This window comes from Peptococcaceae bacterium (genome assembly GCA_024655825.1).
GTDB lineage: Bacteria > Bacillota > Peptococcia > DRI-13 > PHAD01 > JANLFJ01.
The window spans coordinates 1-26601 of record JANLFJ010000007.1; the positions used below are offsets into that span (position 1 = coordinate 1).

Genomic DNA, 26601 nt, shown 5'->3' on the forward strand with positions numbered 1-26601 from the left:
GCTTAAAATTACGTGAAAATGGTCTAAAAAAATTTATTTCGTAAAGTCATGCTAGCCTATAAAGTTACCAAAGCTTCAGCTTCCGACATCATAGAAGGGCATGCCTTACTTGAACAGATGGAAGAAAAGCAGCCGGAAATTTTAGAGAAAGCGGAAACAATAGGGGGCGACAAAGGCTATGATGATACAAAACTGATCGAGAAGTGCTGGGATCAATATCAAATCAAACCGGTGATCGACATACGCAACATGTGGAGAGACGGGGAAGAAACGCGCCTGCTTAGCGGAAGAACCAATGTAGTATATAACTACAAAGGCAACGTATATTGCTACTGTCCGGAAACAGGTACTCAACGAGAAATGGCCAATGGGGGATTTGAAAAAGACCGAAACACCTTGAAGAAAATATGTCCGGCCAAGCAGTACGGAATCACCTGCCAGGGTCAAGACACATGTCCGGTGGCACAAGGCCTGCGAATTCCGCTTTCGGAAGACCGAAGAATCTTTACCCCGATTGATCGCGCAAGCTACAAGTGGGAAAAAGAATATGACAAACGTACCAGTGTGGAACGAGTGAACAGCCGGTTAGACGTCTCCTTTGGTTTTGAACTGCACACCATCCGCGGTATGAATAAGATGAAACTAAGGTGTGGATTGGCGCTGTGTGTCATGCTGGCCATGGCTGTAGGACGAATTAAAGAAAAACAAAGAGATAAAATGCGAAGTCTGGTGGCCGCAGCCTAAAAAAATATTATCCACATGTGGATAACTTTTCCGATAGAAATATCCACAACCCTAAACTGTGGATAACAGGATAGGTGTCTTTATTTTCATGGTAAATAGAGGAAATTATTGAATCAACTTAAAAATTAGTCCTAAATTAAGGGAAGCAATTCAATTTTTCTATTGAATATGCTTGATTTGCGATTAGAAAATCATAAAAATAGCTTACATCGCAAAAAGCTCATAAAAATAATATATTGAGTAATTTCAGCAATTGTAGTACAATATAGGCGTAATGGTAGGAATAAATAGAAAAATTGTCAAATTGTGTCGAATAATGACGAATCCAAGGAAGGCGGTAAAAGGTGTTGTTAGGTGCGCTCCATATTGAGACGATTCAAATAATTATAATAAATACACTTTTCGTTTCCATTCCGGAGGAGTTATACTTAGTGCTCTTTACATATATCATGATGGGCGAGTTCGACCAGTGGGAGGACGAGGACTGCAGGAAACTTTTCCAGCCCTGGGACTATTCGAGGGTCTTAATCCCAGCGGTGGCCTCGGCGGCAGTCTCCAACATATTGAGGTACACGGGGGCAAGCCCGGATATAGTTACATTAGGCACTTTTTTGGCGCTTTTTTTCGGGATTGTGGCGATGGGGGACGTTCTCAACAACGCCGGAGCATTGAAGTGGATAGGGAAGGCCTTTTTCTTTTTAATTCTAAGTATATTATCGGCAGGTCTATGCGAGTTATTATACGTGCCCTTTTTGCTGTACGGTACGGGAGAAAGCCTGCTCACTATCAACGAGAACCTATTCTTGAATTTTATTTTTTCATTGCCGTCAAGGTTCCTGGAGTATTCCCTGCTCGTCTTTCTCCTCGCCCACAAGCGTTCCCTACTTAAAGCGCGAATAATCAAAATAATTTTTGAGAGCAAGGTGCTGGTGGCACTCACTATTGCGGCCCTTTTAATTAATCTATATTTTTATTTGATTATGTACAATGTTGTATGCTATGAAAAAGCGCTGGTTGCTCTTCCCGCAGGCCTGCGCCTGGCCGCGGTCCTCGGCGTTTGCCTTTTCCCCGTCGTCAACCTGTCGGCCTTGGTCTGGTGCATTTACTATCTGAAAAACAGCGAGACCGCTAAAAAAAAGGCTGCCTCGGCAAGCCTCCGCAAAATCGTAGCGGAAATAAAGGCGTACCCGGAAGGCGGGAACCGCGACCACCTGGTCTGGGCCTTGAACGGCCTGGCCGTGAACCTGGAGGAGGTTGCCGACGAGCTGTACAGTGAAGAGCAACAAGGTCCAAAGAGGAGGTGAGCAACGTTGAAGAGACTGGACAACCTGGTGAAACGGATAGCCCCTGTGGTCTGCAGCCTGGTCATGTTAGCTGCCGTCTATGGAGGAGCAAAGGCGGCAAGCATATGGGGATTTTACCAGCCAAGAACACCCAAATGCCTGAGATAGCCCTAAAATGACGCTCTGTTCGTACCAATTGACGTGGGGGGCGAGCCCCCACTCTTTTTTTGCGCCGGGGGACTCCAGCCGGCTGGCGAAAAGCGAAAGGGAGAGGATTTACCTCTCCCTGGCCTGCCGCGCGCCCGCAAGCGCTTCCGTTTTCGCTTTGATTTCCCGAGCCAGCTCCAAATAGACCACGTTGGCGGGGTCGCGCACAAAGGCGTCGAGGTCGCCGGGCAAGTGCCTCAAATACGGGTCTTTTATCTCGGAGTGCCCCAAAAGGAAGTCTATGGAGACGCTGAAGAAATCGGCGAACTGCTTGAGTTTCTCAAAAGGAGGCTCTCTTTTATTGATGACGTAGCCGCTGAAGGTCGGCGGCTTGATGCCCAGCACTGCCGCCACTTCTTGCTGTTCCATGCCTTTTTCTTTTACCAGCGATTTTAATCGTTCTCCCAGTGTGGTTCCCGAACCCATGTGTTCACTTCCCATCGGCTTTACACTCTATACAGCATTATACAGAAGCACCTCACTATATGTCAATATTCGAAATATTATGCAGTATCCATAAAGGATAAATATTTATGTAAAATGTCAACGAAACAGGTTGACAATACTCAAATCGGATAGTAAAATATGCTTAGATGGAAGCATATAACAAAATTACTAATAATAGGCGACATAATTCGGCACGATTCGACACGCATAACGTAATATAATAAAATCATAACATTGCGAAACGCAGGAGCGATCGCAAAGAAAGAATTAATAAAAGAAGGAGTGCATGGAAAATGGAAAACACGAAAAATGTGAAAAGAAGTTGGGTGTCCGATGTGCTGGCGATTTCGGCCATAATGGTGCTGCTGTATGTTTTATACTATTTGATAAAAGTGCTTCTGCAGGGGTTTTTGGTTTCTTGCGGGTTGAACATTCCTGTTCTGGTCTACGAACTGGCAATCGTGGCCCTGTGGTGGGTTGGAATTTACATCGCGATTAAAAAATATAAACCGTAAACTATACCTGGCAGGGCTTGGCAAAGCGTCTGATTGTGAATATGGCTATGGAATCTTGTCCTGCTGCTGAATTTGGTTTTCTAAGGATGTTTAACGCTCTCTTAATCGATATTAAAGCGGGAGAACTTACGGTAGCCAGACGCGTATAACTCAGCTGCTTCCTACCCACAAAGCTTTTAAGGCAATGGATAAACCTTTAAAATCCGGATGTTCTACCACGTCTTCATCCATCCCGGCTGCAACCAGGGTGTATGCGCCATCCCTGAGGGAAAAACATTCGAGGGTTTTTTCATCGGGATTGACCAGCCAATAGTGTTGCACTTGAACCCGTTGGTAAATCCGCAGTTTTTGAAGCCGATCCTTGCGGCTGCTGGAAGTAGAGAGGACTTCAACCACCAGCGCGGGCGGACCATCAATCCGGGTATCTTTCACTATCCGTTTTTGTTCCCCCGACACGTAGAACAAGTCTGGCTGAACTACGGTAATATCATGGAAGGTCACATCCAACGGCGCGCCGAAGATTTCTCCTTCGGGATCATGCTCCCAAAAATAATCTTCCAAGATCCGTTGGAGCCTGCGGGAGACTCGTTGGTGCATAACATTAGGGGAGGGCTCTCTGATCAACATGCCTTCGAGAATCTCGAAACGATAGCCTGGTTCCTCCGGCAGTTCCAGATAGTCCTGGTAAGTGAACCTCTTAGGGGGTTCGCTTTTGTATACGGCTGTTTTTTCCTTAACTGAACCAGTCAGCGCGCTGATTACATCAGCAAGTTTATAACGATATTGCTTGCTGCCCAATTCGATGTAGGGTATTTTATTCTCTCTTGTGTATCTCCAGATTGTTTCCACGGAAAGATCCAAGGCTTCGGCCAAAACCTGGGCGGTTATCAGTTCCTTATCTCCAGCCATAATAACACCTCCATGTCAATTATATGCAGAATATAAACCAAAAGCAACCAAAATCAACCGAAATCAACCATGGCTATTGCAGATAAGCATGAAGCCTCAGAAAGTTATCTTGTATGGCTCTTGAGCGTTTTCCTTTAATTGACTTGGCAATTCTTTTTTTATATAATTCAATAAGGGTGGTACCGCGAGCAGACCTCTCGTCCTTTGGGGATGGGAGGATTTTTAAATTCAGACCAAGAGTCAGGAAGGTGAATTAACGGTGCAGGAGAAGTACGACTTCAAGAAAATAGAAAAGAAATGGCAGGGAAAGTGGGCGGAGGACAGGCTGTACAAGGTCACGGAGGACCCCGGCAAAAAGAAATACTACTGCCTGGAGATGTTTCCTTACCCATCGGGCAACCTGCACATGGGCCATGTTCGCAACTATTCCATAGGCGACGTGGTGGCCCGTTTCAAGACGATGCAGGGATATAACGTGCTGCACCCGATGGGCTGGGACGCCTTCGGCCTGCCGGCGGAGAACGCCGCCATCAAGCACGGGGTGGCCCCGGCCAAGTGGACGCTGGACAACATCGACAACATGAGGCGGCAGCTTAAGTCGATGGGAATAAGTTATGACTGGGACCGGGAAGTGGCCAGCTGCCTGCCCGATTATTATAAATGGACCGAGTGGCTGTTCCTCCAGTTTTATAAAAACGGCCTGGCATACAAGAAAAAGGCGCATGTCAACTGGTGCCCAAGCTGCGCGACGGTGCTGGCGAATGAACAGGTCATCGACGGGGCCTGCGAACGCTGCGAGACGATGGTGGAGAAAAAGGCCCTGGAGCAGTGGTTCTTCCGCATCACCGACTATGCCCAGGAACTCCTGGATTACCTGGAGAAGCTGCCCGGATGGCCGGAAAAAGTGAAGACCATGCAGGAAAACTGGATAGGCCGCAGCGAAGGGGCGGAGATTCATTTTACCGTCGAAAAGACGGGAGAGAAGATACCTGTTTTTACCACCAGGCAGGATACTGTCTTCGGGGCCACGTACCTTGTCCTGGCTCCCGAACACCCGCTGGTGGAGGCTCTCATCGCCGGCACAGAATATGAACAGGCTGTCCGGGATTTTGTCAAAAAAGTCCAGCAGATGACGGAAATAGCCCGGACATCAACGGAAACGGAAAAGGAAGGGATTTTCACCGGGTCATACGTCATAAATCCCGTCAACCGGGAAAAAATCCCGGTCTGGGTCGCCAACTACGTATTGTACGAGTACGGGACAGGCGCCGTGATGGGCGTGCCGGCCCACGATGAAAGGGATTTCGCCTTCGCCAAGAAATACGGCCTGCCCATCCGCATTGTCATCCAGCCGTTTGACCGGCGGCTGGAACTGGAAGAGATGGAAGACGCCTACACCGGCGAGGGGGTCATGGTCAATTCCGGCAAGTTCGACGGTCTCCCCAACGAGGAAGGGAAAAAAGAAGTCGCGCGCTGCCTGGAAAGCGCCGGCGAAGGCAGGGTGAAAATAAACTACCGCCTCAGGGATTGGCTCATTTCGCGCCAGCGGTACTGGGGAGCGCCTATTCCCATAATATACTGCGACAAGTGCGGGACGGTTCCCGTTCCGGAAGAAGACCTTCCGGTCATGCTGCCCCTGGACGTCGAATTCAGGCCGACCGGGGAGTCGCCCCTCAACCATATTCCCGAGTTTCTCAACACGACCTGCCCGAACTGCCAGGGACCGGCCCGGCGGGAGACGGACACCATGGACACCTTTGTCTGCTCGTCCTGGTATTTCTTGCGCTTCTGCGATCCCCAAAACGGCCAGGAGGCCTTCAGCAAGGAAAAGGTCGATTACTGGATGAATGTCGACCAGTATATCGGCGGGGTGGAACACGCCATCCTCCACCTCATGTATGCCCGTTTCTTTGTTAAGGCGCTCAACGACTTTGGCCTGGTGAGCGTGAGAGAGCCGTTCCAGAACCTCCTGACCCAGGGCATGGTGCTGAAAGACGGTTCCAAAATGTCCAAGTCCAGGGGCAACGTGGTCAGCCCGGAGGAGATTATCCAAAAATACGGCGCGGACACGGCCCGGCTGTTTATTCTTTTTGCCTCGCCGCCGGAACGCGACCTGGAGTGGAGCGACCAGGGGGTCGAGGGCTGTTACCGTTTCATTAATCGCGTCTGGCGCCTGGTATACAGCTACTTGAACGACCGGGGGAAAGACGACCTGCGGACGGAAAAAGAGCTTACGCCCGCCGACAGGGAACTGCGCCGCCTGCTGCACGGGACCATAAAAAAGGTAACGGACGACATAGAACAGAGGTTCAATTTTAATACGGCGATCAGCGCCGTCATGGAGCTGGTAAACGGCCTTTACCATTACCGGGAAAGGGAGGACCAGCACATGGGCCTGCTCAGGGAGGCCATTGACACCCTCATCGTCTTGCTGGCTCCCTTTACCCCGCATTTGAGCGAAGAATTGTGGGAACTGGCGGGATACAAGGAGAGCGTTCATCTCCAGCCCTGGCCGGCTTACAGCAAGGACGCCCTTCTCGCCGAAGAAATAGAGGTCGTTCTACAGGTTAACGGCAAGGTTCGCGACAGGCTGACCGTGCCGGCCCGGCTTACCCCCAAGGAACTGGAGCAGGCGGTCCTGGCGATGGACAGGGCCAGGGCGGCCGTGGAGGGCAAGTCTCTGGTCAGGGTGGTAACCGTGCCGGGCAAGCTGGTAAACATAGTGGTGAAATAAGACAGGCTTTGTTAAGCTGACGGGAGGAAGGCAAATGAAAACGATCATGAGCGGCAACGAGGCGGTGGCCAGGGGAGCCTATGAAGCGGGCTGCAGTGTGGCCGCCGCCTATCCGGGCACGCCGAGCACGGAAATACTGGAAAGCACCGCCGCATACAAGGAGATTTATTCCGAATGGTCCACGAACGAAAAAGTCGCCCTGGAAATAGCCTGCGGGGCTTCCATTGCCGGGGCTAGGGCCCTGGCCGCCATGAAGCACGTGGGATTAAACGTGGCGGCCGACCCCATGTTTACCGCAGCTTACACGGGCGTTAACGGGGGGCTGGTGATCGTTACGGCCGATGACCCCGGCTGTCACAGTTCGCAGAACGAGCAGGACAACCGCAACTACGCTCCTTTTGCCAAGGTGCCCATGCTTGAACCCTCCGACAGCCAAGAATGCAAGGATTACCTTAAGCTTGCCTTTGAATTGAGCGAGAGGTTCGATACTCCCGTGCTTTTGAGGATGACAACGAGGGTTTGCCACAGCAAGGGGCTGGTCGAGCTGGGGGAGAGAGTTGAGGCCGGCGTTAAGGAATATAAAAAGGACGCCGCCAAATACGTTATGGCGCCCGCCAACGCCCGGGCCAGGCGCGCGATATTGGAAGAAAGGCTTGGCAGGCTGCGGGAGTATGCCGATACCTGCCCCTGCAACAGGATCGAGTGGGGAGACAAAAGGATCGGGATCATCACCAGCGGCATTTCTTACCAGCATGCCCGCGAGGTTTTCGGGGAAGGCGCCTCCTACCTGAAGCTTGGGCTGACCTACCCCCTGCCCGACAGGTTGATAAGGAAATTTGCCGGCGAGGTCGGAAAAGTGTACGTCATCGAGGAAAACGACCCCTACCTGGAAACGCACGTCAGGTCGCTGGGCGTTGAGTGCCTGGGCAAGGAAGTTCTTCCCGCCTGCGGCGAGCTGAGCCCCGAGGTGATCAGGAAAGCCCTCCTGCCGGCGGCGGGCGAAAACGGGTACAGCGTGGAAGCGGAAGCGCCTTCCCGGCCGCCGGTCCTGTGCGCGGGGTGCCCGCACCGCGGACTATACTATGCCTTGAGCAAGCGCAGGGATGTGGTGGTGGCCGGGGATATCGGCTGCTACACCCTGGGCGCGATGCCGCCCCTGTCGGTGACCGATACCGTCATCTGCATGGGAGCAGGCATTTCCGCGGCCGTAGGAATGGAAAAAGCCTTCAAAAAGGCGGGCCGAAAAAGTAAAGTGATCGGCTGCATCGGGGATTCCACGTTTTTCCACTCGGGGATCACCGGGCTGATCGACGCCGTGTACAACAAGAGCAGTGTGGCCATCTGCATCCTCGACAACAGGACCACCGCCATGACCGGTCACCAGGAGAACCCGGGAACAGGGAAAACGCTGATGGGCGAGGATGTCCCCGTCATTGAAATAGAAAAGATAGTTAAAGCCGTGGGCATCAAGGAAGAAAACATCAGGGTCATTACCCCGTATGACCTGGTCCAAACGGAAAAAGCGGTCAGGGAAGCCTGTGAGGCGACCGAACCTTTTGTCATTATCAGCCGGGAGCCGTGCGCCCTGCTCAAAGAGGTGCAGAAGGAACGCCGGGGACGGCGATGCGAGATTGATACCGAAAAATGCAAGAAATGCAAGGCTTGCCTGAAAATAGGCTGTCCGGCCCTGGTCTTTAAAGAAGGCCAGGTTGTCATCGACGGGTCGATGTGCAACGGCTGTACCCTTTGCCTGCAGGTATGCAGATTTGACGCTGTAAAAAAGGTGGGTGACTGACATGACCAGAAGCGTTTTGCTGGTGGGGGTAGGAGGGCAGGGTACTATCCTGACCTCGAAGGTGCTTGCCGGCGGGTTGATAAAACTGGGCCACGACGTGAAGATGTCGGAGATTCACGGCATGGCCCAGCGCGGGGGGAGCGTTACCACCCAGGTCAGATACGGTGAAAAGGTGTATTCCCCCAGCATCGGCAAAGGGGAGGCTGATGTACTGGTGGCCTTTGAAAAAGTGGAAGCCCTGCGGTGGCTTCCCTGGCTCAAGAAAGGCGGCACGCTCATTGTCAACGATTACGAAATATACTCCCTGCCCGTGTTGACCGGCGCAGAGAACTACCCGGAGGGCATCGTCGAACAGCTGGAGAAAGCGGTGGAGAGAATTATTGTTCTGAACGCCGCCAAGATTGCCGCGGACCTGGGCAGCATAAAGGCCCAGAACATAGTCTTGCTGGGGGTGCTGGTTAGAGCCCTCGGCCTGGACGGCAAGGACGGCCCGGACTGGCTGAAGATGGTCAGGGAAAACGTCCCCGCCGGGCTCAGGGACCTGAATGCAAGGGCCTTCGAGGCCGGGATGAACGCATAAACAAAAGTGACCCAACTACCTTACGGCCAGTTTTTGCATTTCGAAACTGCTGTCTTTTTTTGTTATACAGCTGTGGTATTTCCAGCAGGTATCGTCGCGTTCAGGAAAATCAAGCCGGTAGTGGCAACCCCGGCTTTCCTGGCGAAAGAGGGCGGCCCGGCAAATCATTTCGCCGACCAGGAGCATGTTTTTTACCTCGAGGGCCCTGGCTATTCCCGCCTGTAACCGGCTTAAAGGCAGTTCTTTGAGTTTTATGATCTCCTCCAGGGCACGGGTTAAATCCGGGCCGTTCCTTATTACTCCCACCTTTTCACACATGAGGAGAGCCAATTGGCGCCTGACAGCGGCGGGGTCCGCCGCAGCGGGGTTGGAGGTCTCCTCCAGAAGAAGGCCGGCTTTCTTGTTAATCTCTTTTACCAAGTTGTCTTGCATCAAAGCGGGAAAACTGCAGCCGCCGCTGTATGCGGCAGTTAATCCCGCCTGTTTGCCGAACACAAAGGCTTCGGAAAGAGCGTTGCCCCCCAGCCTGTTGGCCCCGTGCAGACCGCCTGTCACTTCACCGGCGGCAAAAAGTCCCTGCAGGGCGGTTTTGCCCTGGAAATCGGATTTTATCCCGCCTATGCAGAAATGAGCTGCTGGGGTCAGCGGGATTTTTCTTGTTCTTGGAAAACAGCGTTTTTCCAACCATTCTTTCAGCTGCCAAGTGCCCTCCTTATCAAAAACCGCCGCTCCTTTTTGCCAGTCTTCTTCCGTAACGGATGAAAAATCGAGGTGTGCGTTTTTTTCCATGATAATGGCCCGGGAGGTTAAATCCCTGGATTTTATTGCTGCAGGCCGGGAGATGCCGTATTTGTGGATGAGGTTCTCTTCTTCGTTGTTTTTGAGGGCAGCGACCTCCGCCGATACGGGCGGCAGGACAACCACCTTGTGGTTAGAATCATTAATGACGGCGCAAAGGGGATAAAACTGGACGAATTCCATGTCGATCAGTTCCAGTCCGGTACGGGCGGCCATTGCATAGCCGTCGCCTGTTATGGAAGACGGGTTGTCGTTGTTATGATAGATGGCCGCCGCGCCGCCGGCGGCGAGTATCACCGACTGGGCCAGGAACAGAGCGGGTTCTTCTGTTTTCTGGTGGTAACCCCAGGCGCCCAGGACACGGTTTTCCCTTACAACAAGCTCCCAGATCAGGTAAGGGTGAATAAAGTCAACACCTATTTTTTTTGCGTAGGCTCGCAGGGGTAAAACGATTGAAGCACCGCGGGAAAAAGGGCTTTTTGCCTTGCAAAAACAGCCGTCGGGCCTTTCTTCCAAAGGAACTCCCATCATGACCAGCTCGCCGAGGTCTTCTTCGGCATGTTCTGTCAGGTAATTAACCAGTTCGCTTTCGTTCAGGCCAAGGCCGCTTTGCAGGGTGGCTTTGCGGTACTTTTCCTTGGTAAAGGTCCCCCCCGGTTTGCTAAAACCGGCATTGCTGACCGTGGTGCAGGTGGCTGCACCAGGCCCATACTTGGAGACTGCCAGTACCTGTTTGCCGAGGCGGCGGGCAGTAACAGCGGCCGCGAGTCCCGCCGCCCCGCCGCCAATTACCAGCACGCCGGTGGTAAAAGTTTTCATTGCTGTACCTCCTCGTTGTTGTGGTGAGCATTCAACCATTTTTATATTATGATAATAATTATACAGGTAAAAAAGACGAATTTACATCACGGATTCAGCCGGGCTTTTCGGCTGCGGGGTAGGAAAAACGACGTTTTTTGAGTAAAATATAAATTAAGATAAAATAGAATTAAGAAAAAGGAAAAAATCGCGGCCTTGTCCCGAATGGGCTAGGGCCGGAAATGGGGCTTTTGTATGACAAGTTTCGGTTTCGTCAGGGCTGCGGTAGCCTCGCCTGAACTAAGGGTGGCCAACCCGTCCTACAATATCCTCAGAATTATGGAACTGATGAAGGAGGCGGAAAAGAGGGACGCCGCCCTGGTCGTCTTTCCCGAGCTTTCCATAACCGGGTACACCTGCGGCGACCTTTTCAACCAGCGAATCCTCCTGGACGGGGCACTCCTGGCCTTAAGGGAACTGCTTGAAAAAACCAGGGACTGCTGCATACTGTCTGTTGTGGGTCTTCCGCTGGCCATCGACAGCCGGCTTTACAACTGCGCGGCCGTCTTATTAAAAGGCCGTATCCTGGGAGTGGTTCCTAAGATGCACCCGCCCAGCTACAGGGAGTATTACGAAAAAAGGTGGTTTTCTCCAGGTTATGAAATAAGCCGGGAGACGGGGGAGATTGAGCTTCTCGGCACGAGGGTCCCTTTCGGCAACCTGGTTTTCAGATCGCAAAAGCCCGGTTTTACGCTTGGTGTTGAAATATGCGAGGACCTGTGGACCCCGATACCGCCCAGTTCTTTTCTCTCCCTTTACGGGGCGCAGGTGATCGCCAACCTTTCTGCGAGCAATGAACTGGTGGCCAAGGCAGAATACAGGAAACAGCTGGTATCGCAGCAGAGCGCCAGGTGCGTGTGCGCTTATCTCTACGCAAACGCCGGGGTTTTTGAGTCTACGACGGATATGGTATTCAGCGGCGACTGCCTCATTTGCGAGAACGGCAGGGTCCTGGTCGCCGCCCGGAGGTTTGCCAGGGAGAGCCGTGCCTGGTTCGCGGACCTTGACCTGGATGTCCTGGAGCATGACCGGCGGGTGATAAAAAGCTTTGCGGACAACCGGAGTTTTGCCGCCGGCCCGATTAAATACAGGACGGTTGATTTTGCCCTGGACAAGGTCTTAGAGCCTCTTAACAAGGGCGTTGAGAGGAAAATAGACAAAAACCCCTTTGCCCCCGGCGAACCTTCAACTATAGACGAGAGGTGCAGTGAGATTTTCAACATCCAGGTGGCCGGCCTGGCCAGGCGGATGGAACACACCGGGTCGAAATTTGCCGTCGTGGGGGTATCCGGGGGGCTTGATTCGACCCTGGCCCTGCTGGTAGCCGCAAGGACTACGGATCTGCTGGGGATTTCCCCGCGCAGTGTTCTGGCCGTAACAATGCCCGGCTTTGGGACTACGGACAAAACCCGCGAGAACGCTCTTGCCCTCATGAAAGCGCTCGGTGTGTCCATCAGGGAAATCGACATCAGAAAGGCCTGCTTCCAGCATTTTGAAGACATCGGCCATGACCCCGGAATTTATGACGTGACTTATGAGAACACCCAGGCCAGGGAAAGGATGCAGGTCCTCATGGACCTGGCCAACAAGGTGGGAGGGCTGGTCGTGGGTACGGGAGATTTATCCGAACTGGCGCTGGGCTGGGCGACGTACAACGGCGACCATATGTCCATGTATTCGGTCAACGGGGGCGTTCCGAAAACCCTGGTCAGGTTCCTGGTAAAATGGGTTGCCGACAATGTTTTGACCGGTGAGACCAGGGCCGTCTTGTACAGGGTCCTTGATACGCCAATCAGCCCTGAACTGCTGCCGCCCGACGAAAAAGGAGACATCCGGCAGGAAACGGAAAACCTGATCGGGCCTTACGAGCTTCACGATTTCTTTCTTTTTTATACATTAAGGTACGGCATGCCGCCCCAAAAAATTCTCTTCCTGGCCGAAAAAGCTTATGAAGGGACTTATACGCCAGGTGAGATCAAGAAATGGCTGAAGGTTTTTTACCAGAGGTTCTTTCGCAGCCAGTTCAAAAGGTCCTGTCTTCCCGACGGGCCTAAGGTCGGTTCGGTCAACCTGTCGCCGAGGGGAGACTGGCGGATGCCCAGCGACGCGGACGGTTCCCTTTGGGTCCTCGGCCTGGAAGAGCAAGCCGAAGGCGAAAATATATACGAAAAAGCAAAAGAAGAGTAGCGGGTTGGCATGAAAAACCTGAAAGGCCTGGAGCAGTTAAAAAAAGAAATGGAAATTCCGCCTTTTGCTCTGCGCGCCGTGGCCGGCGATTTCAAAGCGGAAATGGAGGCGGGGCTTGCCGGCAAACCTGGTTCCCTCAAAATGCTCCCGTCGTACCTGGGAATACCGACGGGAGAGGAAAAGGGAACTTTTTTGGCTCTTGACTTCGGAGGCACCAACGTCAGGCTGATGACGGTCAGCCTGCTGGGCGGCGGGATTTATGAAATCGAAAGGCGCGTTTCTTTTTCCCTGAAAGATGAAAAAAGGGGGATTGATTTCACCTCTTCTTGCGCCAGCGGTGAATGCCTTTTCGACCACATCGCCGCCGGTATCAAGGCTTTTGCGGGGGACGGCAGGGATTACCGCCTTGGCCACACCTTCTCGTTCCCTTTTCATTCCGGGGGAATTAACCACGCTGAGCTGATCAAGTGGACAAAGGAGTTTGAAACACGGGAGACCGCGGGAAAAGATGTCCAGCTTTTATTGAAAGACGCCCTGAAAAGGCAGGGGGTCAATAATGTAAAGCCTGTCGCCGTCATTAACGACACCGTGGGGACGCTGCTGGCGGCTGCTTACCGGAATAAAAGGTGCGACCTGGGGTCAATTCTGGGCACGGGGCACAATACCTGTTACCTGGAAAGTAATACTACCAGGTTCGGCCGGCCGGTGATAATCAACATTGAAGCGGGAAATTTCGGCAGGGTTCCCCTGGCTCCGGCGGACAGGGTGCTCGATGCGGCTTCGGAGATTCCGGGGGAACAGATCCTGGAGAAAATGGTCGCCGGGAAGTACCTTGGGCGGTTGATGTGGATTTTGATATTGGATCTCAATGAAAAAGGCATTGTTTTTCCAGGGCATGACCTGAAAAAGTGCCGGAATGAAGCGCCGTTTTCGACGGAAGATGTCAGCAAAATACTCGGGGACGAAACAGACGGGCTTGTCCTGACCGGGGAACTGCTTGAAAGCAGGCTTGCGCCGGCAACAAGCGTTCCGGCGGACCGCCAGGTCGTAAGGGAAACGGCCAGGCTGCTGAGAAACCGCTCCGCCCGCCTGGCTGCAGCGACTTACCTGGCAGTTCTTGAGCATATGGACCCCATACTATCCGGTAGCCACGTCATAGCCGTGGACGGGACTCTGTATGAAAAAATGCCGGGGTATGCTTCCACCCTGGGGGAAACGTTGAAGGACCTTTTAGGGGACAAACATGAAAAGGTGGAGCTGCGGTTGGTCAAGGACGCTTCGGGAGCGGGGGCGGCTGTTGCGGCGGCGATGGCCTGAAAAGAAAAAAGGCCGGCATTTTCATTTTTTTCAAGCAGGAAAATGACATAAAATGGCGAAAGATGGTAGTAATGAGAAACATTTGTCGGGGTGAGATATGCTGGATAAACTGCCGCGAAAAGCGCAGGTCGTGATTGCTGTCTTTTTGGGCGTATTTGTTTTTTTCGGGGGGATCAGGTATTACGAAACACGGCTGCACGCGCTGAAGATTGAAACGGAAGTAACCATAGAGGAAGAAGGCGGAAAGAAGGAAACAGGCCAGGAGAAAGAGGAGCCGCGTGTGCTGGCCGTCCATGTGGTTGGTGCCGTAGAAAAGCCGGGGCTCTATTCCCTGCAGGAAGGGGCGCGTGTATATGATGCCGTGCAGCTGGCTGTGCCGCTGGCTGAGGCCGACCTTGCCCAGATCAACCTGGCTGCCCCGCTGGTGGACGGGAAGCAGGTTTATGTTCCTTCCAAGGGGGAAAAACCCTCTTCCTCCGCTGCGCCTTCTTACCGCCTGGGAGTCAAGAGTACCGGGCTCATCAACATCAACACGGCAGGTAAAGAGGAACTGGAAAGACTGCCCGGCATCGGTCCCGCCCTGGCCCAGAGGATTATCGAGTACCGGGAAAAAAACGGGCCGTTCAAAAAGGTTGATGAAATAACCGGGGTTTCGGGAATAGGGCCTTCCCTGCTTGAGAAAGCAAGGAACATGATTACGGTTGACTGAAGAACAGGATAAAAAGATAAAAATGGTCAACCGCCAACTGTTCCTGTTCGCCGTGTGTTTCGGCTTCGGGATCGCGCTCGGCCGCTGCTGCCGTTTAGAGGCGCCGGTATGGCTGGCTGTCGCCGCAGCCGCCGCCGCTTTCAACGGCGCGTGCCTTTTTAAAAAAGGCAGGGTTCTGACTGCCGCCGTTTTGGCCTGCGCAGTGCTGGGAGGGGCATTTTGGTTCCAGTTGAGCCGCAGTGCGGAAGGCCTCTATGACGGGCTGGCTGGTCAAACTGTTCAGGGCAAGGGCACTATCGTCACCTACCCTCGTTCCAATGAAAACAGTACGGTTCTGGTCGTCGGGGTCGAAGAATTGTCATATACCGGTGGAGAAATCACCGGGATCAAAAAGCTGATGCTTAAAGCCCAAAAAGCTGACGGGGAACTATGCCTTCCGGGAGCGAGCGTCCATTTCAACGGCGAGTGGTCGCTCCCGCGGGGTCCCCGCAACCCAGGGGAATTTGATTACCGCGATTACCTGGCCAACCAGGAGATATTTTACCAGGTCGACTGCCGGCATGCCGGTATCAAGCTGGCGGAGGAGGGCGGCGGTTTGAGGGCTGTTGCCGCCCGGGGGCGGCAAAAAATATCCGCCTGTTTGGCCCGGATCCTGCCGGAGCGGGAAAGGGGTTTGCTGCTCGGCCTGCTTTTCGGGGATGTCAGCGCCGTTTCCGGGGACGACTGGGAAGGGTACCAGCGGGCCGGGGTCGTCCATCTTTTTGCCGTCTCCGGGTTCAACGTCGCTTTCGTCCTGGGTGTGGCCTCATTTTTTCTTTCCTTTCTGGGAACGGGACCCCTGGGGAGGATGCTTCTGGGAACGCCGGTTCTCGTGGGCTACTATTTCCTGGTTGGCTGGAGCGCTTCCATTGTACGGGCTTCGCTCATGGCTTTCCTGGGGATGCTGGCCCTGTTTGCGGGTAGGAAGCGGGACGTTTATACAAGCATAGGAGTGGCCGCGCTGGTGATACTCTTGCTGTGTCCCGGTGAACTGTTCCAGGCCGGCTTTCAACTGTCCTTCGCCGTTACGGCCGGGATCGTGCACCTTGCGCCGTTTTTGGAAAAGCGCGGGCTAGGCAAGGCGCTTGCCTCCACCCTGGCCGCCCAGCTGGCCGCCGCGCCGCTGGTGGCTTATTATTTCAACCTTCTTTCTCTCGTCGCTCCCCTGCTGAATATTATCGCCGTATCCGTGAGCGGCTTGGCCACCGTGTTGGGTCTGGCCGGCTGCCTTTTAACCTGGCTTGCGCCGCCGCTGGCTGAACCCCTCTTTCTTACGGCGGGAGGCATCGTTTACTTTTTAAGCGAGCTCGTCCTGAAGGCTGCCTCCTGGGAGTGGGCCGCCTTGCTACTTCCCACTCCCTCGCTTGGCACGGTTGTCATATGCTGCCTGGTTCTTCTGCTCCTGCCCTACTGGTTATACCTGGCGCCTCTCTGGCGGTGGCTGCCGGCTTGGTGGAAGTTTTTTTCATGCGCGCTGCTGCTGGCCGGCCTGCTGTCTTGCTGCTGGCCGGGGGCGCGAAGAATGGAAGTGGTGTTCCTTGATGTGGGACAGGGTGACTGCATCTTTATCAGAACGCCGTCCGGCCGCACCGTGCTGGTGGATGGCGGGGGCACGCCGGACTCCGCCTACCAGGTGGGCAAAAAAACCGTGCGGCCGTACCTGCGCCGCCGGGGAATAGGGAAAATCGACCTGGCGGTTATGTCTCACAGCGACCTGGACCACAGCGAAGGGCTGATGGAATTGATTTCCTGCCTGCGCGTCGGAACATTTTTGATGCCTCCCCGCAACGAAAACGACCGGGTGGAAGAAGAAATAGCCAGGCTCTGCCGGGAAAGGAAAATCCCGCTTGGCCAGCTGGCGGCGGGCGAAAGGATAGACTTTGGCGACGGCGTTGTCCTGGAAACGCTGCACCCGGCGAAAGGGGATAAAACCACCGGCAACGATCACTCCCTGGTGTTGAAAGTGGTTTTCCAAGAAACGGAATGGCTGCTGACAGGAGACATAGAAAACGCGGCGATAGAAAAAATCCTGGCCCACCCGTCCCGCCTCGCGTCAGACGTGCTTAAGCTGCCGCACCACGGGAGCGCCACGTCGTATAGCCCTGCTTTTTACCGGGAAGTGGCCCCGAAAGTTGTGGTTGTTTCGGCAGGACTGAAAACACACCCTCACCAGGAGGTGGTCGAATACTTCCGAAAGCGGGGCGTTCCCTGTTTTGTCACCAGGGAGAGGGGCGCCGTGATCACGGAAAGCGACGGCAGGACGCTTCGCGTCAGGGCGGTTGTCCCGGGGAAATCCTGAGACCTTTCGCTGCGGAATCGATGATTGGGAGTGGGCGATAAATGTAAAAAAGAAGCCGGTTGTTCACGGTATCTATGGTATAATATGAAAAGCACCACTGAAAGAACAAGGCGACCGCAGGAGGCAGTATGCAGTACCAGAAACTTATAAACAGCATCGAGCGGGGTGTCGTTGCCCCGGTCTATCTTATCTGCGGCGAGGAAGAATACCTGCAGGAGCAGCTGGTTAGACGCCTGAAAGAGAGCTTGCTTGGTCATGAGACCGGAGCATTTAATTTCGACGAGCTTGACGGGGAAAAGGCGACCCCGGGACAGGTTGTGGCCAGCGCCAACACTTTGCCGGTCTTTGCCGACAAACGCCTGGTCCTGGTGAAAAACCCCGCTTTTTTAGCGCCGAAAAAGAAGGAAGGAGAAGAAGATACACATACCCGGCAGGAAGAAGCGCTGCTCAAATACCTGGCGGACCCTCTTGTTTCCACCTGCCTCGTTTTATGGGTTAAAGGCCCGGTGGATAAGCGGAAAAAGATTGTCAAGGTCCTGGAAAAGGCCGGAGCACTGGTGGAAATAAACGCTTTGAAAGGAGCGGACTTAAGCGGCTGGCTGAAAGAGGAAGCGAGGGGTCTGGGCAAGGTCATCGAACCCCCGGCCCTGGAATACATACTTTTTAACGGCGGTTCGGAGCTGCGCTTTTTGAAGGCGGAGCTGGAGAAAATGGCCCTGTATGCAGGCGAGGAGAAAAGGATCACCCTTGATATGGCCAAACAGCTTCTGACCAAAACGGGCGAAGCCAGTATTTTTGTGCTGGTGGACAGCATAGGACAAAAAAAAGGCGAATCCGCCCTGCTGGAGCTTAGAAGGCTCATGGAGGCCGGCGAGCCGCCCGTTAGAATTCTGTTTATGATTGCCCGCCATTTCAGGCTGCTTCTCCAGGCCAAGGAAATGGGACAAAAGGGTTTGAACGAAAAACAGGCTGCGGCGGCGCTTTCCACCCCTCCTTTTGTTGCCGGCAAGCTGCTGCGGCAGTCGGGGAACTTTTCTTTCCCCGAACTGGAAAACGCCATGCGGCATATCCTGGAAGGCGATGTCTTGATGAAAACGGGTTCGCCACCGCGCCAGGTACTGGAGAACCTGGTTTTGGAACTGGTGGGGATCAAATAGTATTGTTAGTCTACTCCTTATGCGGCCAAAGAGTTTATAATATCTACGCATTTCGAGGTGGTAGGTAAGATGAAATTGCTCGTAGCCTTGCTGGGTCTGACGGACTACGGGGAAGCCCTTTCTCTTCAGGAAAGGATTTTGAAACTAAGGCAGGACGGGGAAATCGAGGACACCCTGCTTCTTTTGGAACACCCGCCCACGCTGACCCTAGGGGTGAGGGGCAGTACAGACAATATAATCGCCGGCGAGGATTTCTTGCGTGAAAACGGGGTCAACATATACAGGGTGAACAGGGGCGGAGACGTGACCTACCACGGTCCCGGCCAGATTGTTGGCTATCCCATCCTGGATCTTACCGGTCACCGCAGGGATGTGAAGGAATTTTTCTGGAAAATCGAGGAGACGTTTATCCGGCTGCTGGAAGGAGAATACGCGATAAAAGCCGGAAGAGACAGCAAGTACCCGGGGGTCTGGGTCGGAAGCGAAAAAATAACGGCTATCGGCTGCGCCGTCAAACGCTGGGTGACCATGCACGGCTTTGCCTTTAACGTCAACACGGCGCTGGAGCACTTTCTCTGGATTAACCCCTGCGGCATCACCGACCGGGGAGTGACTTCCCTCCAAAAAATACTCGGTGCTCCCCAGGACATGGCCCGGGTGAACGAAGAAGTGATTCGATATTTCTGCGGCCAGTTTAACTTGCAGCCGGAAATGGTCGGCAGACAAGAAATATACTTGATGGCGGGGAGGGAACCGTGATGGTCCAGAAGAAGCCGGAGTGGCTTAGAATCAGGATGCAGGGGACGGAAGGACTGTTGGAAGTGAAAAGGATGCTGGACCGGCTTTCCCTGCACACTGTCTGCCAGGAGGCAAACTGCCCGAACATCATGGAGTGCTTCGGGAAGAAGACCGCCACTTTCATGATCTTAGGCAATACCTGCACGCGAAACTGCACCTTCTGCAACGTAACAAAAGGAGAGCCTGCGCCGCCCGACCCGGGAGAACCCTCGCGTGTCGCCCAGGCCGTGAAAGAACTCGGTTTGAAACATGCGGTGATCACTTCCGTGACCAGGGACGACCTGGCTGACGGAGGTGCGGGCCATTTTGCCGAGGTAATAAGAGAAATCAAAAAAACGGGCGAAGAAATAGTTATTGAGGTGCTTGTTCCCGACTTCAAGGGGAGCAGGGATGCCCTGTCCGTGGTGGTGGAAGCCGGGCCTCAGATCATCAACCACAACCTGGAAACGGTACCCCGGCTGTACCCGGAAGTCCGCCCGCGTGCCGATTACCGCCAGTCTCTGGAACTGTTGAGGAGGGTCAAAGAGATGGCGGCCAGCATCAGGACGAAATCGGGGATCATGCTGGGGCTCGGTGAAGAAAGGGATGAGGTGATCGGGGTTATGCGCGACCTGAGGGATGCGCGCTGCGACCTGCTGACGATTGGGCAGTACCTCGCTCCCTCGGAGCGTCACCACCCGGTGGTCGATTATGTTCACCCTGGGGTTTTTCAGGAATACAAGGAAATAGGTCTGAAGATGGGCTTTTCCTTCGTGGCTTCAGCTCCGCTTGTCAGGAGTTCGTACCATGCGGGGGAGGCCTACCGGGAATCGCTGGCCTGAGGCGGTTTATTAGCTGGCATGGTACAACAAAGATATGCTGGTATGCTCTAATGATATTATTCGAGTATTCGAGGCAGGTGATTACCCTGGAAGAATTCAGCAAGTTACGCCGGCAGTTGATGGACAGCAGGGAAAAACAGGAGCGGCCCCTTATATTCATCGGCATGGGGACCTGCGGACTGGCCGCGGGAGCGGAGGAGGTCCGGGCGGCAGCCGCCGCTTATCTCCGCGAAAAGTCCGTCGCTGCGGAAATCAAGCCGGTGGGCTGCATCGGCCTGGACGAGGAAGAAGTGCTTCTTGACGTGAAGCTTCCTGGAGAAGCGAGATTAAGTTACGGGAAAGTAACCCCGTCGATGGTCCCGCGGATCGTCGACGAACACGTGGCGGGCGGCAGTCCCGTCGCTGACTGGGTTTTAGGTACCGTTCCGGAAGAGGGGAATCCTTACCCGGAACTTGCTTTTTACAAGAAGCAGCGCCGCCATGTACTGGAAAGGTGCGGGTATATCAATCCCGAAAGGATTGAGGACTACCTGGGGGCCGGAGGTTACGGGGCCTTGTTAAAGGTCCTTGCCGGCATGTCAAAAGAGGAAGTCGTCGCGGCCGTTAAGCAGTCCGGGTTGAGGGGACGAGGCGGGGCCGGTTTTCCGACTGGCCTCAAATGGGAACTTACCGCCAGCGCCCGGGGCGAGAAAAAATACGTCGTCTGCAATGCCGACGAGGGCGACCCGGGAGCGTTTATGGACCGGGCGCTGCTGGAAGGAGACCCCCATTCCGTCCTGGAAGGGATGATGATCGGCGCTTACGCCCTCGGCGCCAGCGAGGGATACATATACGTCCGCGCGGAGTACCCGCTGGCCATCAAGCGCCTGCGTCTAGCCATAAACCAGGCTAAAAAGCACGGCCTGCTGGGAGAAAACATCCTGGGAACAGGCTTCAATTTCGATCTGAGAATAAAGGAAGGAGCCGGGGCTTTTGTCTGCGGCGAAGAGACGGCGCTGTTGAATTCCCTCGAAGGAAAACGGGGAATGCCCCGCCCGCGGCCGCCTTTCCCGGCGGAAAAAGGTCTCTGGGGGAGGCCGACAAATATCAACAACGTGGAAACCTGGGCCAACGTTCCCTTGGTTATTGGTCGAGGGCCCGGCTGGTTTAAGGAAACGGGCACGGAAAAAAGCAGGGGCACGAAAATTTTCGCCCTGACCGGCAAGGTTAGAAACACCGGCCTGGTGGAAGTGCCCATGGGAACGACGATCCGGGAAATTGTGGAAGACATCGGCGGCGGGGTCCCGGAAGGAAAGAAATGCAAGGGCGTCCAGATCGGCGGGCCGTCCGGGGGTTGCCTGCCGGAGGCGCTTTTCGATACGCCCGTGGATTACGATTCCCTGGCCCTGGCCGGTTCAATGATGGGTTCGGGGGGGCTTGTCGTTTTTGATGATTCAACCTGCATGGTGGAGTTTGCGCGCTTTTTTACCCGCTTTATGCGCCGGGAGTCGTGCGGAAAATGCACGCCCTGCCGGGAAGGGACACAGCGGCTGCTGGAGATACTCGACAGGATTATCGCTGGAGAGGGGAGCCCCGGTGACCTGGACAGGCTGGAGGAGCTGGGGCGCACGCTTAAGGACGCTTCGCTCTGCGGGCTGGGGCAGACGGCGCCCAACCCGATTCTGAGCACGCTGCGCTACTTCCGGGAGGAGTACGAGGCCCATCTCCGGGGCGAGTGCCTGGCCGGCGCTTGCCGCCTGCCAGGCCCGGAAAAGCGGGGCGACGAAGCGGGTAAAAGGGAGGCCGGTTTCAGGTGAAAAAAATGATTGGACTTACTATAAATGGCCTGAACGTGGAAGTGGAAGAAGGGACCACCATCCTGGAGGCTGCGGAGAAGCTGGGTATTGAAATACCGCGGCTGTGCCACCATCCTCTTCTTTCTCCGAATGGATCCTGCCGGATGTGCGTGGTGGAAGTGGAAGGCTTCCGGAACCTGCCGGCATCATGCAGCACGCCTGCCGCTGACCAGATGAAGGTCCTGACGGAATCGGAAAGGGTGGTTAGGGCCCGGCGCACTATCCTGGACTTGATGCTGGCCAACCACCCCGCTGACTGCCTGACCTGTGAAAAAAATGGCGACTGCAGGCTGCAGGATTACGCATACCGCTACGGCGTAAAGGGCACAAGTTTTAGCGGAGCAAGGCGCGAATACGAAACGGACAAAAACAACCCGTTTTTGGAAAGGGACCACGGCAAGTGCATCCTCTGCGGCCGGTGCATCCAGGTATGCGCCGAGAGGGTCGGCAGCCGCGTCTTCGACTTCGGGTACCGCGGGTTTGAGACAAAAATCGTTTCCGGGCTTGACCAGGGACAGGAGGAATCCAACTGCGTTTTTTGCGGCAACTGCGTTACCCTGTGCCCCGTGGGAGCGCTTCAGCCCAAGCCGGAGAAAGGCAAAGGCCGCAGCTACGAGATCAGGAAAGTGCGCTCCGTATGCGCATACTGCGGTGTTGGCTGCGCGGTAAACCTCCACGTGAATAAGGGAAAGATTGTCGGGGTTTCGCCCGCCGGCGGGCCGGCCGACGACGGGCTGCTCTGCGTGAAAGGCCGTTTTGGCTGGGATTACCTTCAACACCCGGACAGGCTGACCAGGCCGCTGCTCAGGAAGAACGGGGAACTGTCAGCATCAACCTGGGAGGAAGCACTGCGATTTACGGCGCATAAACTGCTGGAAATAAAAGAGAAATACGGGCCGGACGCAGTCGGCGCGATAAGTTCCGCCAAGTGCAGCAACGAGGAGAACTACCTCCTGCAAAAAATGATGCGGGCGGCGGTGGGAACAAACAATGTGGACAATTCAGCCCGCCTGTGCCACGCTTCCACTATCGTGGGGCTTTTCGAATCGTTTGGCAGCGGCGCCGCCACCAGTTCGCTGGCCGGGCTTGACAGGGCGGACCTCTTTTTCGTCATCGGATCAAACACCCCCGAGACGCACCCGGTCATCGCTTTCCGCCTTCTCAGGGCGCAAAACAAAGGCGCCAGGCTGATCGTGGCCGATCCCCGCCGGACGGAACTGGCCGAAAAAGCCGATCTGTTCCTGCAGCACCTGCCCGGCTCCGATGTGGCCCTTCTCAACGGGCTGCTCCATGTGATTATTCGCGACGGTCTTTACGACCGGGAATTCATCGAAAAGAGGACCGAGGGTTTTGCCGGTCTTTGGTCCGTCCTGGAAAAGTACAGCCCCGCCTACGTGGAGAGAATCACCGGGGTGGCCGCCGCAGATGTGGAACGAGCCGCCGCGCTTTACGCTGCTGCGCCCAGCGCCGCGATTCTTTACGCGATGGGCATAACCCAGCATACCACCGGAACGGACAATGTGCAAAACATCGCCAACCTGGCCATGGTCTGCGGCAACGTCGGCAGGGAGAATGCCGGCGTCTATCCCCTGCGCGGCCAGAACAACGTCCAGGGTTCGTGCGATATGGGCGCTCTGCCCGGTTATTATCCGGGATACCGGAGAGTGGACAGCGAGGAAGCAAGAGCCGCGCTGGAAAAGGCCTGGGGGGTTAAACTTCCCGCGCTCTCCGGGCTTACAGTGACGGAGATGATTGATTCCGCGGCTGCAGGAAGGCTGAAAGCGCTCTATGTCATGGGAGAAAACCCTATGATGAGCAATCCCGACCTCAACCACGTGGAAAAGGGACTGCGCAATCTTGAGTTCCTGGTGGTTCAGGACATTTTTTTGAGCGAGACTGCCAGGCTGGCCGATGTCGTGTTCCCGGCAGCGGCTGTTGCCGAAAAAGAGGGGACTTTTACCAACACGGAAAGGAGGGTCCAGTTGTTTCACCGCGCCGTTGACCCGGCGGGAGAAAGCCTTCCCGACTGGGAGATTATCAGCCGCCTGAGCACTCTCCTCGGTTTTCCCATGGACTACAGGTCTGCCGGGGAAATAATGGCGGAAATAGCCGCGGTTACTCCTCAATACGGTGGGATTGCCTATGACCGGCTGGGGGAGAACGGGCTGCAGTGGCCCTGCCCGGACCGGGAACACCCGGGGACCAGTTATTTGCATAAAGACAGGTTTACCCGGGGGTTGGGTCGTTTTAGGCCGGTGGAATACCGCCCGCCGGCCGAGATTCCCGATGAGCGTTATCCCTTTATTTTTGTTACCGGCCGACACCTTTACCACTACCACACCGGGACCATGTCGCGCCGTTCCTGCGGCTTGGAGACCGCCCGCCCGGAAGCTTATGCCGAAATAAACCCGGCTGCGGCGGCTAAACTGGCCGTCGAGGACGGGGACTACATTAGATTGGCCAGCCGCCGCGGCGAGATAAGAATAAAGGCCCTGGTTACGGACAGGGTGCCGGAAAAGGTGATTTTCGTTCCTTTCCATTACCGGGAGGCGGCAGCCAACATCCTGACCAGCACGGCATCCGACGCACTGTCCGGCATACCGGAACTCAAGGTATGCGCGGTCAGCGCGGAACCGGTAAAAGGGGGAAGAATAGGATGAAGGAACTGCAGCCCGCAGGCCGGGAAATACCTGGCAGGCTTGAACGAATCCTGCAAAAATACAAGGACCAGGAAGGGGTATTAATACCTGTTCTCCAGGAAATACAGAGTTATTACGGATATATTTCGCGCCAGCACATGGCAATTGTGGCCAGGGCCCTGGGGTTGCCTGCCAGCGCGGTTTTCGGGGTGGCCAGCTTTTATGCCCAGTTTTACCTGGAGCCGCGGGGAGAACACATGATCAGGGTTTGCCAGGGCACGGCCTGCCACGTGCGCAGCGGCGGAAAAGTGCTGGAGGCCTTTGCCGCCGAACTGGGCATCAGGCCTGGCGAGACAACGCCGGACGGCAAATTCAGCCTGGAAAGCGTAGCCTGCCTGGGGGCATGCGGGCTTGCCCCGGCCGCCGTGATCGGCGAGAAAACGTATGGCCGCCTGACGCCCGGCAAGGTCAAAGAGGTTCTGGAGAGCTACAGGGATTAATAATTACAGTCATTTTTACAAATTAGTAAAAATTGTTACCATATTCCGCGCATATCTGTTATAATACCACAGAAATGTATTTGTAACGTCTCACAGGGAGATGACATCCATGTATGCGACGGCTGGCAATTTGATTTTGTCGGTTATAGCGATTTTCTTGTGGTTTTTTGATACGGTATGGTACGCTGGACGGCACTGGGCGCATTTTGTCACCTTCGGCAGGCCTTGGCTGCTGTGGGGAGCTCTCTTTTATTCTTTTTCGGCTACCGTTTCCTCTCTCCGGATGTCCGGGTATTTGAAGGCATTGCTCATGACAGCGGGAATATCCTTTAACTGGGCGGTGGCTTTATACGGTTTTATCATGCATGAATTCTTTTGTCCTGTTTGCCTTACCCTGCTCGGTGTCGCCACGCTGTTATATATTTCTTACGTCGTGTTTTTTAATGAAGAAATGGAAAAGCCTTCCGATATTAATTTAAGCATGGGCTTGATCCTTTTTTCCCTGTCGGTGGTCTGTTTGTTCCAGCCGCTGATTAACCCGTTTGATGTTTCTTCCGCCGGCGCGTTCTTAGCCATGTGGGCGGAATATTGAGGCCAATTAAAAAACCGGACGCCTGTCCGGTTTTTTAATTGGCCCCGCTTTGGCAAACTCTTTCTTAACCGGCAGCCTTGTTAAGCTTGCGCATCAAGCGCGACTTTTTGCGGGCTGCCGTGTTTTTATGGATTATTCCTTTACTGGCAAGTTTATCGATAATGCTGATGGCCTTCAGGAGGGTTTCTCTGGCTGTTTCAATTTTTGCGTCCTTAAGAGATGTCTCGAAACGGCGGATGGCAGTCTTCATCATCGATTTATATGCAGCATTCCTGGTAGTGCGAATGCGGGCTATTTCGGCTCTTTTAAGGGCTGATTTGATGTTTGCCATGGTTAACTCACCTCCTTTGGGAACAAGCAGTTAAGTTTTTGCCAAAATTCACGAATTAAATATTACCACATCTTATGCTCAAAAGGCAAGGAATTCTTGGAGATGAATGGAGATGGAATAATATTATCAAGAATAGTTTAAGCTAAAGCTAAGGGAAAAGGAGGTGAAGAGATGATTATCCGGGCGGTCATACGTTTTATTGTCTCAGCTCTTGTGCTGCTTATTGTAAGCTGGCTGGTGCCTGGTCTTTCCGTGGCTGGTTTCACAGGCGCACTTATTGCTGCCGTTGTTATTGCCGTACTTGGGTGGCTGGCTGAACAACTGCTTGGCAAAAAAGCGACACCCCAGGCACGGGGCGTGATAGGCTTTATTTCGGCGGCAGTTGTAATCTACCTGGCCCAGTATATCGTACCCGGAAGCATCAGGGTAAACGTTATCGGCGCTCTGCTGGCTTCGCTGGTTATCGGGCTGGTTGACGCCATTGTCCCTACTGAATTAAGGTAAAGT

At 54.4% G+C, this 26601-nt stretch carries 23 protein-coding genes; 19 read left to right on the forward strand and 4 right to left on the reverse strand.

Going from position 1 to position 26601, the window contains the following annotated elements:
* The first annotated feature begins 48 nt into the window (after window positions 1-48).
* The 3 genes from NUV48_04040 to NUV48_04050 all read left to right on the forward strand — a co-directional run bounded on the left by NUV48_04040 (window position 49) and on the right by NUV48_04050 (window position 2195).
* Complete coding sequence (locus NUV48_04040; GenBank protein ID MCR4441307.1) at window positions 49-744, forward strand: transposase; 696 nt, start codon at window positions 49-51, stop codon at window positions 742-744.
* Between the two features lie 431 nt (window positions 745-1175).
* Window positions 1176-2048, forward strand: coding sequence for a hypothetical protein (locus NUV48_04045; GenBank protein MCR4441308.1), 873 nt, complete (start codon window positions 1176-1178; stop codon window positions 2046-2048).
* 6 nt (window positions 2049-2054) lie between these two features.
* The gene (locus tag NUV48_04050; protein MCR4441309.1) at window positions 2055-2195 is read left to right on the forward strand and encodes a cyclic lactone autoinducer peptide; all 141 of its coding nucleotides are present in this window, start codon (window positions 2055-2057) and stop codon (window positions 2193-2195) included.
* 108 nt (window positions 2196-2303) lie between these two features.
* On the opposite strand, the gene NUV48_04055 is transcribed toward NUV48_04050, so the two are convergent.
* Complete coding sequence (locus NUV48_04055; GenBank protein MCR4441310.1) at window positions 2304-2675, reverse strand: helix-turn-helix domain-containing protein; 372 nt, start codon at window positions 2673-2675, stop codon at window positions 2304-2306.
* A gap of 299 nt (window positions 2676-2974) precedes the next feature.
* Here NUV48_04055 and NUV48_04060 point away from each other — a divergent pair, with 299 nt between their 5' ends.
* The gene (locus tag NUV48_04060; GenBank protein MCR4441311.1) at window positions 2975-3196 is read left to right on the forward strand and encodes a hypothetical protein; all 222 of its coding nucleotides are present in this window, start codon (window positions 2975-2977) and stop codon (window positions 3194-3196) included.
* Window positions 3197-3346: 150 nt separating this feature from the next.
* Here the strand turns inward: NUV48_04060 and NUV48_04065 are convergent, their stop codons facing one another.
* Entirely contained in the window at window positions 3347-4105 is a 759-nt protein-coding gene (locus NUV48_04065) for a Uma2 family endonuclease (protein MCR4441312.1), read from the reverse strand.
* Window positions 4106-4364: 259 nt separating this feature from the next.
* Here NUV48_04065 and leuS point away from each other — a divergent pair, with 259 nt between their 5' ends.
* The 3 genes from leuS to NUV48_04080 are packed head-to-tail and all read left to right on the forward strand — an operon-like array spanning window position 4365 to window position 9214.
* The gene (gene leuS, locus NUV48_04070) at window positions 4365-6839 is read left to right on the forward strand and encodes a leucine--tRNA ligase (protein MCR4441313.1); all 2475 of its coding nucleotides are present in this window, start codon (window positions 4365-4367) and stop codon (window positions 6837-6839) included.
* Between the two features lie 34 nt (window positions 6840-6873).
* A complete protein-coding gene (gene iorA / locus NUV48_04075) occupies window positions 6874-8634 on the forward strand; it encodes an indolepyruvate ferredoxin oxidoreductase subunit alpha (GenBank protein ID MCR4441314.1) in 1761 nt (586 codons plus the stop codon).
* Window position 8635: 1 nt separating this feature from the next.
* Window positions 8636-9214 carry an indolepyruvate oxidoreductase subunit beta gene (locus NUV48_04080; protein MCR4441315.1) on the forward strand — a complete coding sequence of 193 codons (579 nt, stop codon included), beginning with the start codon at window positions 8636-8638 and terminating at the stop codon, window positions 9212-9214.
* Between the two features lie 15 nt (window positions 9215-9229).
* On the opposite strand, the gene NUV48_04085 is transcribed toward NUV48_04080, so the two are convergent.
* On the reverse strand, window positions 9230-10831 hold the full coding sequence (locus NUV48_04085) for an FAD-binding protein (protein ID MCR4441316.1): 1602 nt from the start codon (window positions 10829-10831) through the stop codon (window positions 9230-9232).
* Window positions 10832-11065: 234 nt separating this feature from the next.
* Between NUV48_04085 and NUV48_04090 the strand changes: the two genes are divergently transcribed.
* The 11 genes from NUV48_04090 to NUV48_04140 all read left to right on the forward strand — a co-directional run bounded on the left by NUV48_04090 (window position 11066) and on the right by NUV48_04140 (window position 25763).
* Window positions 11066-13057, forward strand: a complete 1992-nt coding sequence (locus tag NUV48_04090) for an NAD(+) synthase (GenBank protein MCR4441317.1) — start codon at window positions 11066-11068, stop codon at window positions 13055-13057.
* A gap of 9 nt (window positions 13058-13066) precedes the next feature.
* A complete protein-coding gene (locus tag NUV48_04095; protein ID MCR4441318.1) occupies window positions 13067-14374 on the forward strand; it encodes a hexokinase in 1308 nt (435 codons plus the stop codon).
* A gap of 97 nt (window positions 14375-14471) precedes the next feature.
* Window positions 14472-15083 (forward strand): helix-hairpin-helix domain-containing protein, encoded by a 612-nt coding sequence (locus NUV48_04100; GenBank protein MCR4441319.1) that lies wholly within the window; start codon window positions 14472-14474, stop codon window positions 15081-15083.
* Entirely contained in the window at window positions 15076-17421 is a 2346-nt protein-coding gene (locus tag NUV48_04105) for a DNA internalization-related competence protein ComEC/Rec2 (protein ID MCR4441320.1), read from the forward strand. Before NUV48_04100 ends, NUV48_04105 begins: the two co-directional genes overlap by 8 nt.
* A 128-nt stretch (window positions 17422-17549) precedes the next feature.
* Complete coding sequence (gene holA / locus NUV48_04110) at window positions 17550-18578, forward strand: DNA polymerase III subunit delta (protein MCR4441321.1); 1029 nt, start codon at window positions 17550-17552, stop codon at window positions 18576-18578.
* 69 nt (window positions 18579-18647) lie between these two features.
* A complete protein-coding gene (gene lipB / locus NUV48_04115; protein ID MCR4441322.1) occupies window positions 18648-19337 on the forward strand; it encodes a lipoyl(octanoyl) transferase LipB in 690 nt (229 codons plus the stop codon).
* Window positions 19337-20197 (forward strand): lipoyl synthase, encoded by an 861-nt coding sequence (lipA, locus tag NUV48_04120; protein ID MCR4441323.1) that lies wholly within the window; start codon window positions 19337-19339, stop codon window positions 20195-20197. Before lipB ends, lipA begins: the two co-directional genes overlap by 1 nt.
* Window positions 20198-20361: 164 nt before the next feature.
* Window positions 20362-21993, forward strand: coding sequence for an NADH-quinone oxidoreductase subunit NuoF (nuoF, locus tag NUV48_04125; protein ID MCR4441324.1), 1632 nt, complete (start codon window positions 20362-20364; stop codon window positions 21991-21993).
* 5 nt (window positions 21994-21998) lie between these two features.
* Window positions 21999-24692 carry a formate dehydrogenase subunit alpha gene (gene fdhF / locus NUV48_04130; GenBank protein ID MCR4441325.1) on the forward strand — a complete coding sequence of 898 codons (2694 nt, stop codon included), beginning with the start codon at window positions 21999-22001 and terminating at the stop codon, window positions 24690-24692.
* Window positions 24689-25171, forward strand: coding sequence for an NADH-quinone oxidoreductase subunit NuoE (gene nuoE, locus NUV48_04135; GenBank protein ID MCR4441326.1), 483 nt, complete (start codon window positions 24689-24691; stop codon window positions 25169-25171). Before fdhF ends, nuoE begins: the two co-directional genes overlap by 4 nt.
* A 109-nt stretch (window positions 25172-25280) precedes the next feature.
* A complete protein-coding gene (locus tag NUV48_04140; protein ID MCR4441327.1) occupies window positions 25281-25763 on the forward strand; it encodes a hypothetical protein in 483 nt (160 codons plus the stop codon).
* Window positions 25764-25827: 64 nt separating this feature from the next.
* On the opposite strand, the gene rpsT is transcribed toward NUV48_04140, so the two are convergent.
* Window positions 25828-26094, reverse strand: coding sequence for a 30S ribosomal protein S20 (gene rpsT, locus NUV48_04145; GenBank protein ID MCR4441328.1), 267 nt, complete (start codon window positions 26092-26094; stop codon window positions 25828-25830).
* Between the two features lie 171 nt (window positions 26095-26265).
* Here rpsT and NUV48_04150 point away from each other — a divergent pair, with 171 nt between their 5' ends.
* On the forward strand, window positions 26266-26598 hold the full coding sequence (locus NUV48_04150) for a phage holin family protein (GenBank protein ID MCR4441329.1): 333 nt from the start codon (window positions 26266-26268) through the stop codon (window positions 26596-26598).
* Window positions 26599-26601 lie beyond the last annotated feature (3 nt).